The organism is Pseudomonas sp. TS_SC_3 (assembly GCF_056156225.1).
Genome location: NZ_CM149586.1, coordinates 3651172 through 3665290 on the forward strand (window position 1 = coordinate 3651172; position 14119 = coordinate 3665290).

The window sequence follows — 14119 nt, forward strand, 5'->3', positions numbered from 1 at the left end:
AACCTTTTGGGTTTCAGAGTTGCCGGGTAGGCGTAAGCGGCCGGCTAGTCTACCCGGCACGGCTTAGGCCGCAAAAATCTTTGTAGACCTATGGTTATAGCCAAATTGCATTAGCAATGGCGCTGTTGCGCCCAGTGTAGCCAGCGTCAATGCAAACGACCGGGCAAGCCCGGTCGTGGTGACGTGCCGCTTCGCTTAGCGCGTCGGGCTGAGTACCAGTTGTGGCACCTGAGCCGGTTTCAGCACCTGGCTCATGCGCGGAGTGAAGCTGGGGTCCAGGCGTTTGATGCGCGCGTTGAGCAAGGAGGCGACCCAGAGGAAGTCCTTGGCCTGGCGCACTTCAATACGCACCGCGCACTTGAACGCGACGATATCGGCGGCGACACCATCAAGCAGGCTGCGCAGGCGTTCGTTGTCCTGGTTATCCAGCATCGGCATGGCGATTACACTGCTGGCCGCCGCTGGGTTGATCAGTTGGGCCTGGGGTTTAGCGGGGGCCGGTGCGCGCGCGGCCTGCAGTTGTTTGGCGTGCTCCGCCGCCTGCCGCTCGGCGGCCAGGCGTAGCTGGCGAGCGTGCTCCACGCGAGCGGCTTCAGCGCGGGCGGCGCTCAGGGCACTGGCCCGTTGCTGCTGTTCGGCAGCGGCCAACTCGGCGACGCGCGCCTGGGCGATGGCACCATCCAAGCCGGTGGTCAGTGCCGGTGCCTGCGGCATTAGGCTGCGGGCGCGACTCAGGGCTTTGGTGGCGCTATCCAGGTCACCCTTTTGCAGGGCTGTTTGCCCTTGCTGCAGGTGCGCTTCAGCGAGCTGACGCTGGTACTGCTCCAGGCGCGTATCGCCTGCAGCGCGTTGCTGCAGCTGGACAAGCTGGCTTTCGGCGTTGCCGAGATCGCCGCTGGTAAGGCTTTGGTCGAGCTGACGAAAGGCGCTGACCAGGTCGTCCACTGGCAGGTTGGCCGGTTGCGGCGCGCTTTGGCAGCCGGCTAACAGCAGAACCCACGTCAAGGGCAGGCCACGGAAAATGAACGATTTCATTGCTGCGCGTCTCGGATTGTGCAAAAAACGCGCAAGTTTACACTGCGCTCGGTGGCATCACCACCCGTTAAGCGGTGCGCCGGGGCAGGGCGAAAGAAAGCAAAAACAGGCTGGCCGCTGTGACGACGATCGACGGTCCGGCGGGCGTGTCCTGAAACCACGACAGGCTGAGGCCGCCACACACCGCGACAATCCCCAGCAGGCTGGCGCCGAATGCCATCTGCTCCGGGGTGCGTGCATGGCGCTGGGCGGCGGCAGCGGGAATGATCAGCAACGAGGTGATCAGCAGCACGCCGACAATCTTCATCGCCACGGCGATCACCACGGCGATCAGCAACATCAAGCTCAAGCGAATCGCTGCCACCGGCAGGCCTTCGACCTTGGCCAGCTCTTCATGCACGGTAATGGCCAGCAGTGGCCGCCACAGCAGCGCCAGCAGCACCAGCACCAGCGCGCTGCCGCCGATGATCCAGGCCAGGTCGCTGGGGCCCACAGCCAGCAGGTCGCCAAACAGGTAGCCCATCAAGTCGATGCGCACATCCTGCATAAAACTCAGCACCACCAAACCCAGCGACAGGGTGCTGTGGGCGAGGATGCCAAGCAGGGTGTCGGCGGCCAGTGGTTGGCGGCTTTGCAGGGTTACCAGCAAGGTGGCGAGCAGTACGCAACCGACCGTTACGGCCAGGGTTGGGCTGACGTCCAGCATCAACCCCAGGGCCACGCCGAGCAGCGCCGCATGCGACAGGGTGTCGCCAAAATAGGCCATGCGCCGCCATACCACGAAGGAGCCGAGTGGGCCGGCAACAAGGGCCAGGGCCAGGCCTGCGAGCAGGGCGTTGAGTAGAAAATCAGCCATGCGTGCAGCCATCTCCGTGAATATGCGGTTTTACTGGGCCTTTGATGTTCAGGCCGGTCGGGGCTTCGCTCACCACAGCGCCGTGCAGGTCGTGCGCATGGTCGTGGCGGTGGGTGTAGATCGCCAGGCTTTGCGCGTCCTGACCAAACAGCTCGACGAAGGCCGGGTCAAAGCTGACCTGCTCCGGATGCCCGGAACAGCAGACGTGACGGTTGAGGCAAACCACTTGATCGGTGGTGCTCATCACCAGATGCAGGTCGTGGGACACCATCAGCACGCCGCAACCATAGCGGTCGCGCAGCTGGGTGATCAGCCGGTACAGCTCAGCTTGGCCGGCGACATCAACGCCCTGTACCGGCTCGTCCAACACCAGCAGCTCGGGTTCACGCAGCAACGCGCGGGCCAGCAATACGCGCTGCAGCTCACCGCCAGAGACGCTTTGCAGCGGGCTGTCGATCACCTGCGCCGCGCCGACTTCGGCCAGTGCGGCCTGTGCGCGAAGGCGATCAACCCCAGGCACCAGGCGCAAAAAGCGCAGCACCGACAGCGGCAACGTGGCGTCAACGTGAAGCTTCTGCGGCATATAGCCGATGCTCAGCTTGGGTTTGCGCCAGACGCTGCCGCTGTTGGGTTTGAGCAAGCCGAGTACGGCGCGCACCAAGGTGGTTTTGCCCGCGCCATTGGGGCCAATCAGGGTGACAATTTCAGCGGGTTTTACGCTCAGCTGCACATCCTGCAGCACGTTCTGCCCGGCAAAGATCACGCCCACATCTTCCAGGCGTATCAGGGCATCACTCATGCGGGCTCCCGGCAGCCGGCGCACAAACCGACCACTTCGACCGTCTGGCTTTCCACGACAAAACCGACCGCCGCTGCTGCATTGATGATGGCGCCACTAATTGTCGCCTGCTCCAATTCGATGGCGGCGCTGCAGCCTCGACAGATAAGGAATTGGCCTTGGTGGGCGTGCTCCGGGTGGCTGCAGCCGACAAAGGCGTTGAGCGAGGCGATGCGGTGCACCAGACCGTTTTCCAGAAGGAAATCCAGGGCGCGGTACACCGTGGGCGGCGCGGCGCGGCGGCCGTCTTCATCGCTCAACACGCCGAGAATGTCATACGCGCCCAGCGGCTTGTGGCTGGCCCAGACCAGTTCCAGCACGCGTTTGCGCAAGGTGGTCAGGCGCAGCCCTTGGCGCGTGCAGATGCTTTCAGCCTCAGCCAGGGCATGGCTAACGCAATGAGAATGGTCGTGTGGGCGTGAAGCCAGGGGCGCTTGAGTCATGGGCAACGACGAATAAGGTAAGAGACGTTATTATATTACCCGTTCCTTTCTGCTTGAGTGCTCCCCGTGTCGCGTCTTTTTTCTGTTACCTGCTTGCTGTTAGTCACTTTTTTCCTTGGCGCTGCTGCTCAGGCCGATGTGCGCGTGCTGACCAGCATCAAGCCGCTGCAGCTGATTGCCGCGGCGGTGCAGGACGGCGTTGGCCAGCCTGAAGTGCTGCTACCGCCGGGCGCATCGCCCCACCACTACGCGCTGCGCCCTTCCGATGTGCGCAGCGTGCGCGACGCCGACCTGCTGTACTGGATCGGCGCTGATTTGGAGAGTTTTTTGCCGCGCGTATTGGCCGGTCGTGACAAGCCGAGCGTGGCCGTGCAGGGCTTGCCAGGCATGTCGTTGCGTCATTTCGGCGACAGCGATGAGCAGCACGCCGAGCATCAGGATGATCACGCCGATCACGCCGATCACGCCGATCACGCCGATCACGCCGAGGCAGACGTGCACGACCATGCGCATCGTCCGGGCAGCCTGGACGCTCACCTGTGGTTGCTGCCAGCGAATGCCCGAGTTGTCGCGAACAAGATGGCCAGTGACTTAGCGCAAGCCGATCCGGTTAATGCCGCGCGCTACCAGGCCAATGCCAAAGCATTTGGCGAGCGTCTGGATGCTTTGGATCAGCGCCTGAAAGCGCGCTTGAGCGGCCTGGCTGGCAAGCCCTACTTCGTTTTCCACGAAGCCTATGACTACTTTGAAGCCGCCTATGGCCTCAAGCACACCGGTGTGTTCAGCGTGCTCGGTGAAGTGCAGCCGGGTGCTCAGCATGTCGCCGCCATGCGTAAGCGCTTGCAGGAAACCGGGCCGACCTGCGTATTCAGCGAGCCGCCGTTTCGCCCGCGCCTGGCGCAAACCCTCACCGCCGGCCTGCCCGTTACCCTGGCCGAGCTGGATGCCATGGGCGGCGCCTTGCCTGTGGATGCAGGCGGCTACGAAGCCCTGCTGGAGAACATGGCGGGCGAGCTGGCGGGTTGCCTCGAGGCGCTGTAATCAGCGCCCTGATCTTAGAAGGCGAACGGTAGCGCCAGCTCAACCTGCTGGCGCTGGGCCAGGCGACGCTGGAATTCCGCCGGGTCATGGATCAGCACTTCCTGGCCAGCGAAGGATTCGGCGGCAATCAGGCGGGATAGCCAGAAGCGCACGCAGGCGATGCGCAGCATGGCGGGCCACAGCTCGGCTTCTGCTGCAGTAAACGGCCGTAAGCCGGCATAGGCACCGAGCAGCGCTTGCGCGCGTTTGCTGTCCAGGCTGCCGTCTGCGCAAGAGCACCAGTCGTTCAGGGCAATCGCCAGGTCGTAGAGCATCGGTCCCGAGCAGGCGTTGTAGAAGTCGATCACCCCAGCCAGGTGGTTGCCGTCGAACAGCACGTTGTCGCGGAATAGGTCGGCATGCAGGTTGGCCTGCGGCAAGGTGAGGATGCGCGGCTTGAGTGCGTGGATTTCCGCCAGCGCATCACGCAGCAGTGGCAGCTGTTCATCGGGCAGCTGCAAGGCCAGGCTCGGCCCTTCTGCCAGCATCCAGTCCAGACCCCGATCACTCTTGCGCGGGAGCGGCTGGTCACGGGTTGCCAGGTGAATACGCGCCAACAGTGCACCGACTTCCTGGCAGTGATGCGGATTGGCTTCGTGCACATGCTTGCCGGCCAGGCGCGGCTGCAATAACGCCGGCTTTTCCGCCAGGCTGCGCAACGCCTCGCCGCTGGCTGTGCGCAGGGCATAGGGTACGGGCAGGCCGGCGTCGTGCAGCACGTCGAGCAGTTCGATAAAGAACGGCAAGTCGGCGCTCGGGCCGCGCTCGATCAGGGTTAGAACAAACTCGCCCTGCTCCAGGCTAACGAAGAAATTACTGTTCTCGCTGCCTGCAGCAATGCCCTGGAAATCGCGCAAGCGACCCAGGCCATAGGGGGCGAGAAACGCCTCGAGCTCATGGCGCTCAAGCGGGGTAAACACCGACATTGCAGAACTGCCTTCTTACCAGCTGAAAATTTCCCAGGCCGGAATCAACATATCCGGGCTGTCCGAGCGGACGAAGTTGCCATCGCTGCCATCGGCGCGTACCAGGAAGTACGGCTTGCCGCCTTTGGGGATGACTTTGACCGCGTAGAGAAAACCGTTGACCCGGTATTCATGGATGGTCTTGTCGCCGTCCTGGCGAATGGTTACATCCGGGTCGGCCGAAACCGGGTCTTCGGCGTGGGCGACCAGGGTAGTGAATGCCAGCAGGCTGGCCAGCAACAGGCGATTGAGTGTGCGCATGATAACCTTGTCCCTTTGATTCCAATGGTGCAGCCATTCTACCGCTGCCCCCGCCGAAAAGGTTGATCCTGCTCATGAGCCAAGCCCCTCTCGTTCTGGTTGACGGTTCGTCTTACCTTTACCGTGCCTTCCATGCCCTGCCCCCGCTGACCACCTCCAAGGGCCTGCCTACCGGGGCGGTCAAGGGCGTGCTGAACATGCTCAAGAGCCTGCGCAAGCAGTACCCGAAAAGCCCGTTTGCCGTGGTGTTTGACGCCAAGGGCGGTACCTTCCGCGATGAAATGTTCGCCGAGTACAAGGCCAATCGCCCGTCGATGCCCGATGAGTTGCGCGTACAGGTCGAGCCGCTGCACGCCAGCGTCAAGGCCATGGGGTATCCGCTGCTGTGCGTCGAAGGCGTTGAGGCCGATGACGTAATCGGCACCCTGGCCCGCCAATGCGCCGCTGAAGGCCGCGACGTGGTGATCTCCACCGGCGACAAGGACATGGCCCAGCTGGTTTGCCCGCATGTGACGCTGGTCAACACCATGACCGGAAGCGTCTACGACATCGAGGGCGTGAAAGCGAAATTCGGGGTTGGTCCTGAGCTGATCATCGACTACCTGGCGCTGATGGGTGACAAGGTCGACAACATTCCCGGCGTGCCAGGCGTGGGTGAAAAGACTGCGCTAGGCCTGCTGGTTGGTGTCGGTGGTGGTCTGGATGTGCTCTACGCCAACCTCGATAAAGTGCCTGAGTTGCCGATCCGCGGCGCCAAGACCCTGCCGGCCAAGCTCACCGAATACCGCGATATGGCTTATCTGTCCTACGCGCTGGCGACCATCAAACTGGATGTGCCGCTGAATATCGCCATCGACTCGCTGCACCCAGGCGAGATGGATGTCCCTGCATTGGTCGAGTTGTACGCCGAGTTGGAATTCAAAACCTGGCGCGAAGAGTTGCTGCGCAGCAACCCGGCCCCGGTGATCAAGGCTCCGGCCGCAGCGCCTGCCGATGATCTGTTTGCCTTGGCTCCCAGCTCCAGTGCCGCCGCTGTAATCGCGCCAGCTCCAGCGGTCGCTGAAGCACCGACAGCCGAGGCGGCGGTTGCCGAGTTGCCCGCAGCGGCAGCCCTGGGTGACTACCAGTGCATCCTTGAGCAGGCGCAGTTCGACGAATGGCTGGAGAAACTGCGCAATGCCGAGCTGATCGCCTTCGATACCGAGACCACGGGCCTGGATGCACAAAAGGCTCAGTTGGTTGGCCTGTCCTTTGCGGTCAAGGCCGGCGAAGCAGCCTATATCCCGGTCGCCCACTCCTATATGGGCGTGCCGACCCAGCTGGATCGCGATGCGGTGCTCAAGGCGCTGAAGCCTATTCTAGAGGACCCAAACAAGGCCAAGGTCGGCCAGCACGCCAAGTACGACATCAACATCCTCGCCAATGCCTCGACGCCGATTACGGTACAGGGCGTTGCTTTCGACACCATGCTCGAATCCTACGTGCTGGACTCCACCGCCACCCGTCACGATATGGACAGCTTGGCGCTCAAGTACCTGGATCACAGCAACATCCGCTTCGAGGACATCGCCGGCAAAGGCGCCAAGCAGCTGACCTTCGACCAGATCGATCTGGCCCAGGCCGCGCCCTATGCCGCCGAAGATGCCGACGTGACCCTGCGTCTGCACCAGCATCTGTGGGCCAAGCTCTCGGCCGAGCCGAGCCTGGCCAAGGTGCTGCAGGAGATTGAAATGCCGCTGGTGCCGGTGCTGGCACGCATCGAACGCCAGGGCGCGCTGGTGGATGCCAACCTGCTCGGCCTACAAAGCAACGAGCTGGGCGAGAAGCTGGTGGCGCTGGAGCGTCAGGCCTTCGAAATTGCTGGTGAAGAGTTCAACCTGGCTTCACCCAAGCAGCTGGGCGTGATTCTTTACGAGAAACTCGGGCTGCCGATCATCAGCAAAACCGCCAAGGGTCAGGCCTCGACGGCTGAAGCGGTGCTCGCCGAGCTGGCTGAGCAGGACTTCGAGCTGCCCAAGGTGCTGATGCAGTATCGCTCCCTGAGCAAACTGAAAAGCACCTACACCGACCGTCTGCCGGAGCAGATCAACCCGCGCACCGGGCGCATCCACACCAGTTATCACCAGGCGGTGGCGGCGACCGGTCGCTTGTCGTCCACCGACCCAAACCTGCAGAACATCCCGATCCGTACCGCCGAAGGTCGGCGTATTCGCCAGGCCTTTGTCGCGCCTAAAGGCTATAAGCTGCTGGCGGCGGATTACTCGCAAATCGAGCTGCGCATCATGGCCCACCTGGCCAAGGATGAGAGCCTGCTGGATGCCTTCCGCCATGGCCGCGATGTGCACAAGGCTACCGCTGCCGAGGTGTTCGGCGTGCCGCTGGACGAAGTCACCGGCGATCAGCGCCGCAGCGCCAAGGCGATCAACTTCGGCCTGATTTACGGCATGAGCGCCTTCGGCTTGGCCAAGCAGATCGGCTGCGACCGCAAACAGGCGCAGGCCTATATCGATGTGTATTTCGCCCGTTATCCCGGCGTGCTTGCCTATATGGAGCGCACCCGCGAGCAGGCTTCCGAGCAGGGTTTTGTCGAAACCCTGTTCGGCCGTCGTCTGTACCTATCGGATATTCACGCGAAGAACCAGGCGCTGCGTAAAGGCGCCGAGCGCACCGCGATCAACGCGCCGATGCAGGGCACGGCGGCGGACATCATCAAGCGCGCCATGGTCACCGTGGACAGCTGGCTGAGCGAATCCGGCCTGGATGCCAAAGTCATCCTGCAGGTGCACGACGAACTGGTGCTGGAGGTGCGTGAGGATCTGGTCGAGCAGGTGCGTGAGCAGATCAAGCCGCTGATGGGCAACGCCGCCGCGCTGGATGTACCGCTGCTGGTGGAAGTGGGTGTAGGCAATAACTGGGATGAAGCCCACTAAGGTCGTGCCCGCAACCTGGCAACCACGCTTTGGCGGCGGGCGCCAAGGTATGCGGGTATTAGGCCACCCAGGCTTATAACGAATTAATTTTTACCCAGGGATGAACTTTGCTTTGCGGCGAACACTCAGAGCATATGAACGGCCTAGACAGCCCTTCGATGCTCCTTTGTTGTGTTAAGTGTTGGCAGATTCTGGACCCCGCCCTAGCGGTTCAGATGTTGAACCCCGAACTTCCCTCCCCATAGAAGTCCGGGGTTTTTTTTGCCTGCACTGAAGTCACCGAGGTCTTAGGCGTCAATGTCCTGAGCATCCTCAGGGGCAAATTCGCCCAGCTGCATCCATTTGGCCAGCACCTCTTGAGCGTCTTCGATGCCGATACGCTTAGGGGCGGAAAACAGTTGGATGCTCACGCGGTCGCCCCAGCGGTTGTGAATATCCTGACGCACTTTGAGCAACGCAGTCTTCGCTGCGCCAAAGGCCAGCTTGTCAGCCTTGGTCAGCAGGATGTGCATGGGCATTTCACTGGAGGCGGTCCAGTCCAGCATCAGCACGTCAAACTCAGTCAGTGGATGGCGGATGTCCATCATCAGAATCAGCCCGCGCAGGCACTCACGGCTGCCCAGGTAGGCTTCCAAGTGCTTCTGCCAGTGCAGTTTCAGCGGGATTGGTACCTTGGCGTAGCCGTAACCCGGCAGGTCGACCAGGCGGCGCTCTTCGTCCAGCTTGAAGAAGTTGAGCAGCTGGGTGCGCCCGGGCGTCTTCGAGGTGCGCGCCAGGCTGGCGTGGGTCAGGGTGTTCAGTGCGCTGGATTTACCGGCGTTGGAGCGCCCGGCAAAGGCCACTTCATGGCCGAAATCTTCCGGGCATTGGTCAACCTTGGCTGCGCTGATAAGGAAAGTAGCCTGTTGGCACAGGCCGATAATCGGGTTTTTGGCTTGCATCTAAGTATCCGTGAGGGCGAGCATATGGTGGCGGTACAGGCGCGATGCCCTTGCGACATTTGCGCGCAGCCTGCCTGTGTAGGCGAAGCGCGGCAAGCTGCGTCGTTTCCGTTTCAATGACGCCAGTATATAATGGCGCAGATTTTGTGTGCGCTTTCTCCCTACAGTTGGATAAGTGGCCACGGGAACGATTTAGATCATCTGCCCAAAGAAAGCAGTACGTTCCCCTCCCTGATGAGGTTGATCTGATGAAAAAATTGCTGATTGCAGTAAGTGCCTTGATGTTTTCGTTTAGTGCGCATGCCGCGCAGGACCCCGAAGCCGTCTACGCCCGCGCGTGCGGTGTGTGCCACAACGGCGCGATCCCGACTTCGCCCAAACGTGGCGATAAGGCTGCCTGGGAGCCGCGTCTGGCCAAGGGCATGGATGCGCTGGTACTGAGCGTCACCAATGGCCTGAACGCTATGCCGCCACGCGGACTGTGCATGGACTGCACGGCCGAGGATTACCAAGCCGTCATCAAGTTGATGACCGAGTAAGCCCGGCTTATAAACTCTTTCTCTTAGCCGTAAATTGGATTAGCTGATGAACAAAGTACTCGTGAGTCTGCTGTTGACCCTGGGCATCACCGGCCTGGCACATGCCGCAGGCAATGCTGAAGCCGGTCAGGGTAAGGTTGTTGTCTGTGGTGCTTGCCATGCTGCCGACGGCAACAGTGCAGCACCGAACTTCCCGAAGCTGGCCGGGCAAGGCGAACGTTACTTGCTCAAGCAGCTAAAGGACATCAAGTCTGGCGCACGTCCTATTGTGGAAATGACCGGCTTGCTGGACAACATGAGCGACCAAGATCTGGAGGATATGTCGGCCTACTTCGCCAGCCAGAAAATGAGTGTTGGCGCTGCGGATCCTAAACTGGTCGAGCGCGGCGGCGAGCTGTTCCGTGGCGGCAAACTGGCTGAGGGTATGCCTGCTTGCATCGGCTGCCACGGGCCTAACGGCGCAGGTCTGGATGCTGCCGGTTACCCGCAATTGGGTGGCCAGCACGCGACTTACATCGCCAAGCAGCTGACCGACTTCCGTGAAGGCAACCGCACCAATGACGGCGATAGCATGATCATGCGTTCGATCGCCGCCAAGCTGAGCAACAAGGATATCGAAGCGGTATCCAGCTTTATCCAGGGCCTGCATTGATCGGTTAACGCCGCGACATGCAGTAATGAAAAAGGGTGGCTTAGGCTGCCCTTTTTCATTGTATGGCTCGCTACAATGCCTGGAACCCCAGTCTGCTTCGCGGGTCGAACCTCGGTTCGTCACCACGCACCGTTTATAGCCAAGGAGTAACGCATGCGTAACCTGATCCTCAGTGCCACTCTCGTCACCGCCAGCCTGTTTGGCCTGAGCGCTCATGCCGAGCCAATCGAAGCCGGCAAGCAATACGTTGAGCTGAGTAACCCCGTAGCGATTTCCAAGCCGGGCAAAATCGAAGTGGTGGAGTTGTTCTGGTACGGCTGTGGGCACTGCTACCAGTTCGAGTCGACCATTAACCCATGGGTTGAAAAACTGCCAGAAGACGTCAATTTCGTGCGCATTCCGGCCATGTTTGGCGGTATGTGGAACGTCCACGGCCAGCTGTTTATTACCCTTGAAGCGCTGAACGTTGAGCATAAGGTGCACAGCGCAGTATTCGACGCCATCCACCTGCAGGGTAAGAAGCTTGCAACCCCGGAAGAGATGGCTGACTTCCTGGCAGCTGAAGGCATCGATAAGGACGCCTTCCTCAAGACCTACAACTCCTTTGGCGTGAAGAGCCAGCTGGAGAAAGCCAAGAAACTGGCCATGGCGTACCAGATCACTGGCGTGCCGGTGATGATCGTCAACGGTAAATACCGGTTCGACATTGGCAGCTCGGGCGGCCCCCAGCAAGCGCTGCAAGTGGCTGACCATCTGATCGCTCAAGAACGCGCTGCGCAGTAAACGGCGCGCGCGGATCACGCGTTAATGCTCAGACGCTGGCCTGCCAGGCGGACGATTGACCTGTGCGATGCGCAGGTCAATCCACGTTGTGCGCCCGCGGATGACTGGCCGCAGAATGGCAGCCTGCGCCTGCTTAGCTTCAATATCCAGGTGGGCATCAGCACCCAGCGTTATCACCATTATCTGACGCGCAGCTGGCAGCATGTGCTGCCAACTGCCGGGCGTAGCGGCAATCTGCAACGGATTGGCGATCTGCTGGGTGATTTCGACCTGGTTGCCTTGCAAGAAGTGGATGGCGGCAGCCTGCGTTCAGGCTACGTCAATCAAGTTGAGCACCTGGCGCACCTGGGCGGCTTCCCATACTGGTATCAGCAACTCAATCGCAACCTCGGTCGCCTTGCACAGCACAGCAACGGCGTGCTCAGCCGTTTGCGCCCCAGCCTGATGGAAGATCACCCGCTGCCCGGCCCGCCCGGGCGCGGCGCGATGTTGTTGCGTTTGGGGGATGGCCCGGATGCAATTGCGGTGGTGACGATGCACCTGTCCCTTGGTGCGCGCACCCGCACCCGTCAGTTGGCCTATATCCGCGAATTGCTCAGCGGTTACCGGCATCTGGTGCTGATGGGCGATATGAACACCCATGCCAATGACCTGCTGCAGCATTCGCCGCTGCGCGATCTCGATCTATTTGCCCCGCAGATTGAGGCAACCTTCCCCAGTTGGCGGCCGCAGCGCTGCCTTGACCACATCCTGTTGAGCCCCGGTTTGCGACTGGAGCGCTGTGAAGTACTGTCGCAACCAATCTCCGACCATCTGCCGGTGGCCGTGCAGATTCGTTTGCCCTCTTCACTCTTTACGCCCGCAACGCCTATGCTGATTCAGCCTTGACCGTATTCTAAGTTTGGACTGCAACCATGACCGATGATGCCCAGCGCTGGAAAAGCAAGTACCTGGAAAGCCTGGAACAGCAAGAAAAGCTTGAACGCCGTTGGGAAACCCGGCTCGACCTGTTGAGGCGCGGATTGGTACGCAGCTCGCTGGCGGCGGAGGGCAGCGACAAATCGGTTGATCAGTGCATGCAAGAGCTGCGCGATATTCTGCGCCGCGATGATATCGACGTCGGCTTGCCCGCATTGATTCCGCGTCTGGAGAAAGCGGTGTTGGACTCTGAGAAGAGTCGCCAGGATCGCGTCGAGCAGAACATTTCCGGTGTCACCAGCCTTACCGAGCAATTGCTCGCCCTAGAGCCGCCGCGCGAGGTGCGTAAAGCGCTCAAGCAGTTTGCCAAACGCATTGACGAACGGGCGAGCCAGCCGCGTGAACTGCCGGCCTTGCTTGGCGAGCTAAGCCGCTTACAGCAGCAGGCTCTGGCAGCCCTTGAGGGCGACGCGGGTGTGGCGCGCCCGGGTTTGCTGCAGCGTTTGTTTGGTGGCAAGGACGACGCCCCCAACCCGCCGGTGGCCAGCGAGCCTGCCCAAGTCGACGTCACCCAGCCGCCCGCACCCGGGCCGGCTGCGGCAATCCAACTGCAAAACGCACCTCCTGCAGCACAAATGCCGCCCAGCCCGGTTAGTGACGTGCCTGTGCCCGCAGCGCCTGTGACCGTCAGCGCTGAGCCAGAGCCGCTGCCCGGTTTGCCGGTGGCGGCGGTGGTCGCGCCTGATGCCGCATTGGTCACCGAAGCCCCCGTGGCTGTGCACGGTGAGACTGATCCGGCCTACGCCCTGCCGGAAGTCCCCGAGCCCGGCTATAGCGCCGTTGCCCCGCATATCGGTAACAGTTTGATGGGGCTGCTGGATGAGTTGGAGCTGCCTGAGCGCCATCAGCCACAAGGCGAGGCCTTGCGCCAGCGCGTACAGGGCGGTCTGAACTGGTATGAACTGGTGTCGGTGTTGGATGACCTGGCGGTGCTGATACTGGCCGTTACTGACAACGGTCAGCGCGAGTTTGCCAGCTACCTGAATCAGCTCAACCAGCGCCTTGCCGCGTTTCTCAGCACCCTCAGCGAGGCCCATGAGGGCTATAACGAGTCAGTGGAAAGCGCGCGCAGCTTTAACCAGGAGTTGCGAGAGCAGGTCAGCGATTTACAAGCCAGCGTGCAGGATGCGGTTGATCTGCCGACCCTCAAGCAATCTCTGGAATCACGTCTGGATGGCCTGCTCAGTACCGTCAGCGAACACCAGAAACACCGTGATGGCACCGAGGAACAGGTCGCGCAGCGGCTGCAGAGCCTGACCCAAAAGGTCGCTGATATGGAGCAGGAGGCGCAGGTTTTCCGGGATCACCTCGAAGAGCAACGCCAGAAGGCGCTGATCGACCCGCTAACCGGCCTGCCCAACCGCGCGGGCTGGAGTGAGCGCCTAGAGTTGGAAATGGCGCGCTGGAAGCGCTATGGCGGCGAGTTGCTGCTGGCGGTGCTGGATATCGACCACTTCAAGCGGATCAACGACAACTATGGCCACTTGGCTGGCGACAAGGTGTTGAAGATCATTGCTGGCGAACTAGCCAAGCGCCTACGCAAGACTGATTTTATTGCCCGGTTTGGTGGCGAGGAGTTTGTGCTGCTGATTCCCTCCACGCCTCTGGAAGGTGGCCGCCAATTGGTGCAGACCTTGCTGGAGGGGATCGAGCAATGCCCGTTTCACTTTCGCGGTGAGCGGGTCACCATCACCCTGTCGGCTGGGCTGACGGCTTTTGCCCACGATGAGGCCAGCGACAAGGTGTTCGAGCGGGCCGACCAAGCGCTTTACCGCGCGAAGGGGGCTGGGCGTAATCGGCTGGAGTTGAGCTGATTAC

14 protein-coding genes are annotated in these 14119 nt (G+C 61.3%); 7 read left to right on the forward strand and 7 right to left on the reverse strand.

Translation table 11 applies throughout. From position 1 onward, the window contains the following. Positions 1 to 195 precede the first annotated feature (195 nt). The 4 genes from AC0J6G_RS17175 to AC0J6G_RS17190 form a co-directional block, all read right to left on the reverse strand. Positions 196 to 1035: a PA5502 family lipoprotein gene (locus AC0J6G_RS17175; RefSeq protein WP_475249789.1), complete on the reverse strand. Its 840-nt coding sequence runs from the start codon at positions 1033 to 1035 to the stop codon at positions 196 to 198. 67 nt (positions 1036 to 1102) lie between these two features. Next, complete coding sequence (gene znuB / locus AC0J6G_RS17180) at positions 1103 to 1891, reverse strand: zinc ABC transporter permease subunit ZnuB (RefSeq protein WP_475249791.1); 789 nt, start codon at positions 1889 to 1891, stop codon at positions 1103 to 1105. Continuing rightward, positions 1884 to 2690, reverse strand: coding sequence for a zinc ABC transporter ATP-binding protein ZnuC (znuC, locus tag AC0J6G_RS17185; RefSeq protein WP_475249793.1), 807 nt, complete (start codon positions 2688 to 2690; stop codon positions 1884 to 1886). The genes znuB and znuC overlap by 8 nt, the downstream gene beginning before the upstream one ends. Continuing rightward, positions 2687 to 3172 (reverse strand): Fur family transcriptional regulator, encoded by a 486-nt coding sequence (locus AC0J6G_RS17190; protein ID WP_475249795.1) that lies wholly within the window; start codon positions 3170 to 3172, stop codon positions 2687 to 2689. Before AC0J6G_RS17190 ends, znuC begins: the two co-directional genes overlap by 4 nt. A gap of 66 nt (positions 3173 to 3238) precedes the next feature. On the opposite strand from AC0J6G_RS17190, the gene znuA reads away from it, so the two are divergent. Continuing rightward, positions 3239 to 4213: a zinc ABC transporter substrate-binding protein ZnuA gene (gene znuA, locus AC0J6G_RS17195; RefSeq protein ID WP_475249797.1), complete on the forward strand. Its 975-nt coding sequence runs from the start codon at positions 3239 to 3241 to the stop codon at positions 4211 to 4213. Between the two features lie 14 nt (positions 4214 to 4227). Here znuA and AC0J6G_RS17200 read toward each other — a convergent pair whose 3' ends face one another. Together AC0J6G_RS17200 and AC0J6G_RS17205 are read right to left on the reverse strand one after the other, a co-directional pair. Further along, positions 4228 to 5178: a homoserine kinase gene (locus tag AC0J6G_RS17200; protein WP_475249799.1), complete on the reverse strand. Its 951-nt coding sequence runs from the start codon at positions 5176 to 5178 to the stop codon at positions 4228 to 4230. A 15-nt stretch (positions 5179 to 5193) separates the two neighbouring features. Further along, positions 5194 to 5478: a DUF2782 domain-containing protein gene (locus tag AC0J6G_RS17205; RefSeq protein WP_475249801.1), complete on the reverse strand. Its 285-nt coding sequence runs from the start codon at positions 5476 to 5478 to the stop codon at positions 5194 to 5196. Between the two features lie 74 nt (positions 5479 to 5552). On the opposite strand from AC0J6G_RS17205, the gene polA reads away from it, so the two are divergent. Continuing rightward, complete coding sequence (gene polA, locus AC0J6G_RS17210; protein WP_475249803.1) at positions 5553 to 8408, forward strand: DNA polymerase I; 2856 nt, start codon at positions 5553 to 5555, stop codon at positions 8406 to 8408. A gap of 287 nt (positions 8409 to 8695) precedes the next feature. Here polA and yihA read toward each other — a convergent pair whose 3' ends face one another. After that, positions 8696 to 9349 carry a ribosome biogenesis GTP-binding protein YihA/YsxC gene (yihA, locus tag AC0J6G_RS17215; protein WP_475249805.1) on the reverse strand — a complete coding sequence of 218 codons (654 nt, stop codon included), beginning with the start codon at positions 9347 to 9349 and terminating at the stop codon, positions 8696 to 8698. Positions 9350 to 9597: 248 nt separating this feature from the next. Between yihA and AC0J6G_RS17220 the strand changes: the two genes are divergently transcribed. The 5 genes from AC0J6G_RS17220 (at position 9598) to AC0J6G_RS17240 (ending at position 14115) form a co-directional block, all read left to right on the forward strand. Then, positions 9598 to 9888 (forward strand): c-type cytochrome, encoded by a 291-nt coding sequence (locus AC0J6G_RS17220; RefSeq protein WP_475249807.1) that lies wholly within the window; start codon positions 9598 to 9600, stop codon positions 9886 to 9888. 46 nt (positions 9889 to 9934) lie between these two features. Beyond that, complete coding sequence (locus tag AC0J6G_RS17225) at positions 9935 to 10540, forward strand: c-type cytochrome (protein ID WP_475249809.1); 606 nt, start codon at positions 9935 to 9937, stop codon at positions 10538 to 10540. Positions 10541 to 10693: 153 nt separating this feature from the next. After that, positions 10694 to 11323, forward strand: coding sequence for a thiol:disulfide interchange protein DsbA/DsbL (locus AC0J6G_RS17230; RefSeq protein WP_475249811.1), 630 nt, complete (start codon positions 10694 to 10696; stop codon positions 11321 to 11323). A 24-nt stretch (positions 11324 to 11347) separates the two neighbouring features. Beyond that, a complete protein-coding gene (locus tag AC0J6G_RS17235) occupies positions 11348 to 12211 on the forward strand; it encodes an endonuclease/exonuclease/phosphatase family protein (protein ID WP_475249813.1) in 864 nt (287 codons plus the stop codon). A gap of 26 nt (positions 12212 to 12237) precedes the next feature. Next, entirely contained in the window at positions 12238 to 14115 is a 1878-nt protein-coding gene (locus tag AC0J6G_RS17240) for a GGDEF domain-containing protein (protein WP_475249814.1), read from the forward strand. Positions 14116 to 14119 lie beyond the last annotated feature (4 nt).

Coding starts and splice junctions, on each gene's coding strand:
- AC0J6G_RS17175 (WP_475249789.1), bottom strand. CDS start 1,035: ATGAAATCGTTCATTTTCCGTGGCCTGCCCTTGACGTGGGTTCTGCTG.
- znuB (WP_475249791.1), bottom strand. CDS start 1,891: ATGGCTGATTTTCTACTCAACGCCCTGCTCGCAGGCCTGGCCCTGGCC.
- znuC (WP_475249793.1), bottom strand. CDS start 2,690: ATGAGTGATGCCCTGATACGCCTGGAAGATGTGGGCGTGATCTTTGCC.
- AC0J6G_RS17190 (WP_475249795.1), bottom strand. CDS start 3,172: ATGACTCAAGCGCCCCTGGCTTCACGCCCACACGACCATTCTCATTGC.
- AC0J6G_RS17200 (WP_475249799.1), bottom strand. CDS start 5,178: ATGTCGGTGTTTACCCCGCTTGAGCGCCATGAGCTCGAGGCGTTTCTC.
- AC0J6G_RS17205 (WP_475249801.1), bottom strand. CDS start 5,478: ATGCGCACACTCAATCGCCTGTTGCTGGCCAGCCTGCTGGCATTCACT.
- polA (WP_475249803.1), top strand. CDS start 5,553: ATGAGCCAAGCCCCTCTCGTTCTGGTTGACGGTTCGTCTTACCTTTAC.
- yihA (WP_475249805.1), bottom strand. CDS start 9,349: ATGCAAGCCAAAAACCCGATTATCGGCCTGTGCCAACAGGCTACTTTC.
- AC0J6G_RS17220 (WP_475249807.1), top strand. CDS start 9,598: ATGAAAAAATTGCTGATTGCAGTAAGTGCCTTGATGTTTTCGTTTAGT.
- AC0J6G_RS17225 (WP_475249809.1), top strand. CDS start 9,935: ATGAACAAAGTACTCGTGAGTCTGCTGTTGACCCTGGGCATCACCGGC.
- AC0J6G_RS17230 (WP_475249811.1), top strand. CDS start 10,694: ATGCGTAACCTGATCCTCAGTGCCACTCTCGTCACCGCCAGCCTGTTT.
- AC0J6G_RS17235 (WP_475249813.1), top strand. CDS start 11,348: ATGCTCAGACGCTGGCCTGCCAGGCGGACGATTGACCTGTGCGATGCG.
- AC0J6G_RS17240 (WP_475249814.1), top strand. CDS start 12,238: ATGACCGATGATGCCCAGCGCTGGAAAAGCAAGTACCTGGAAAGCCTG.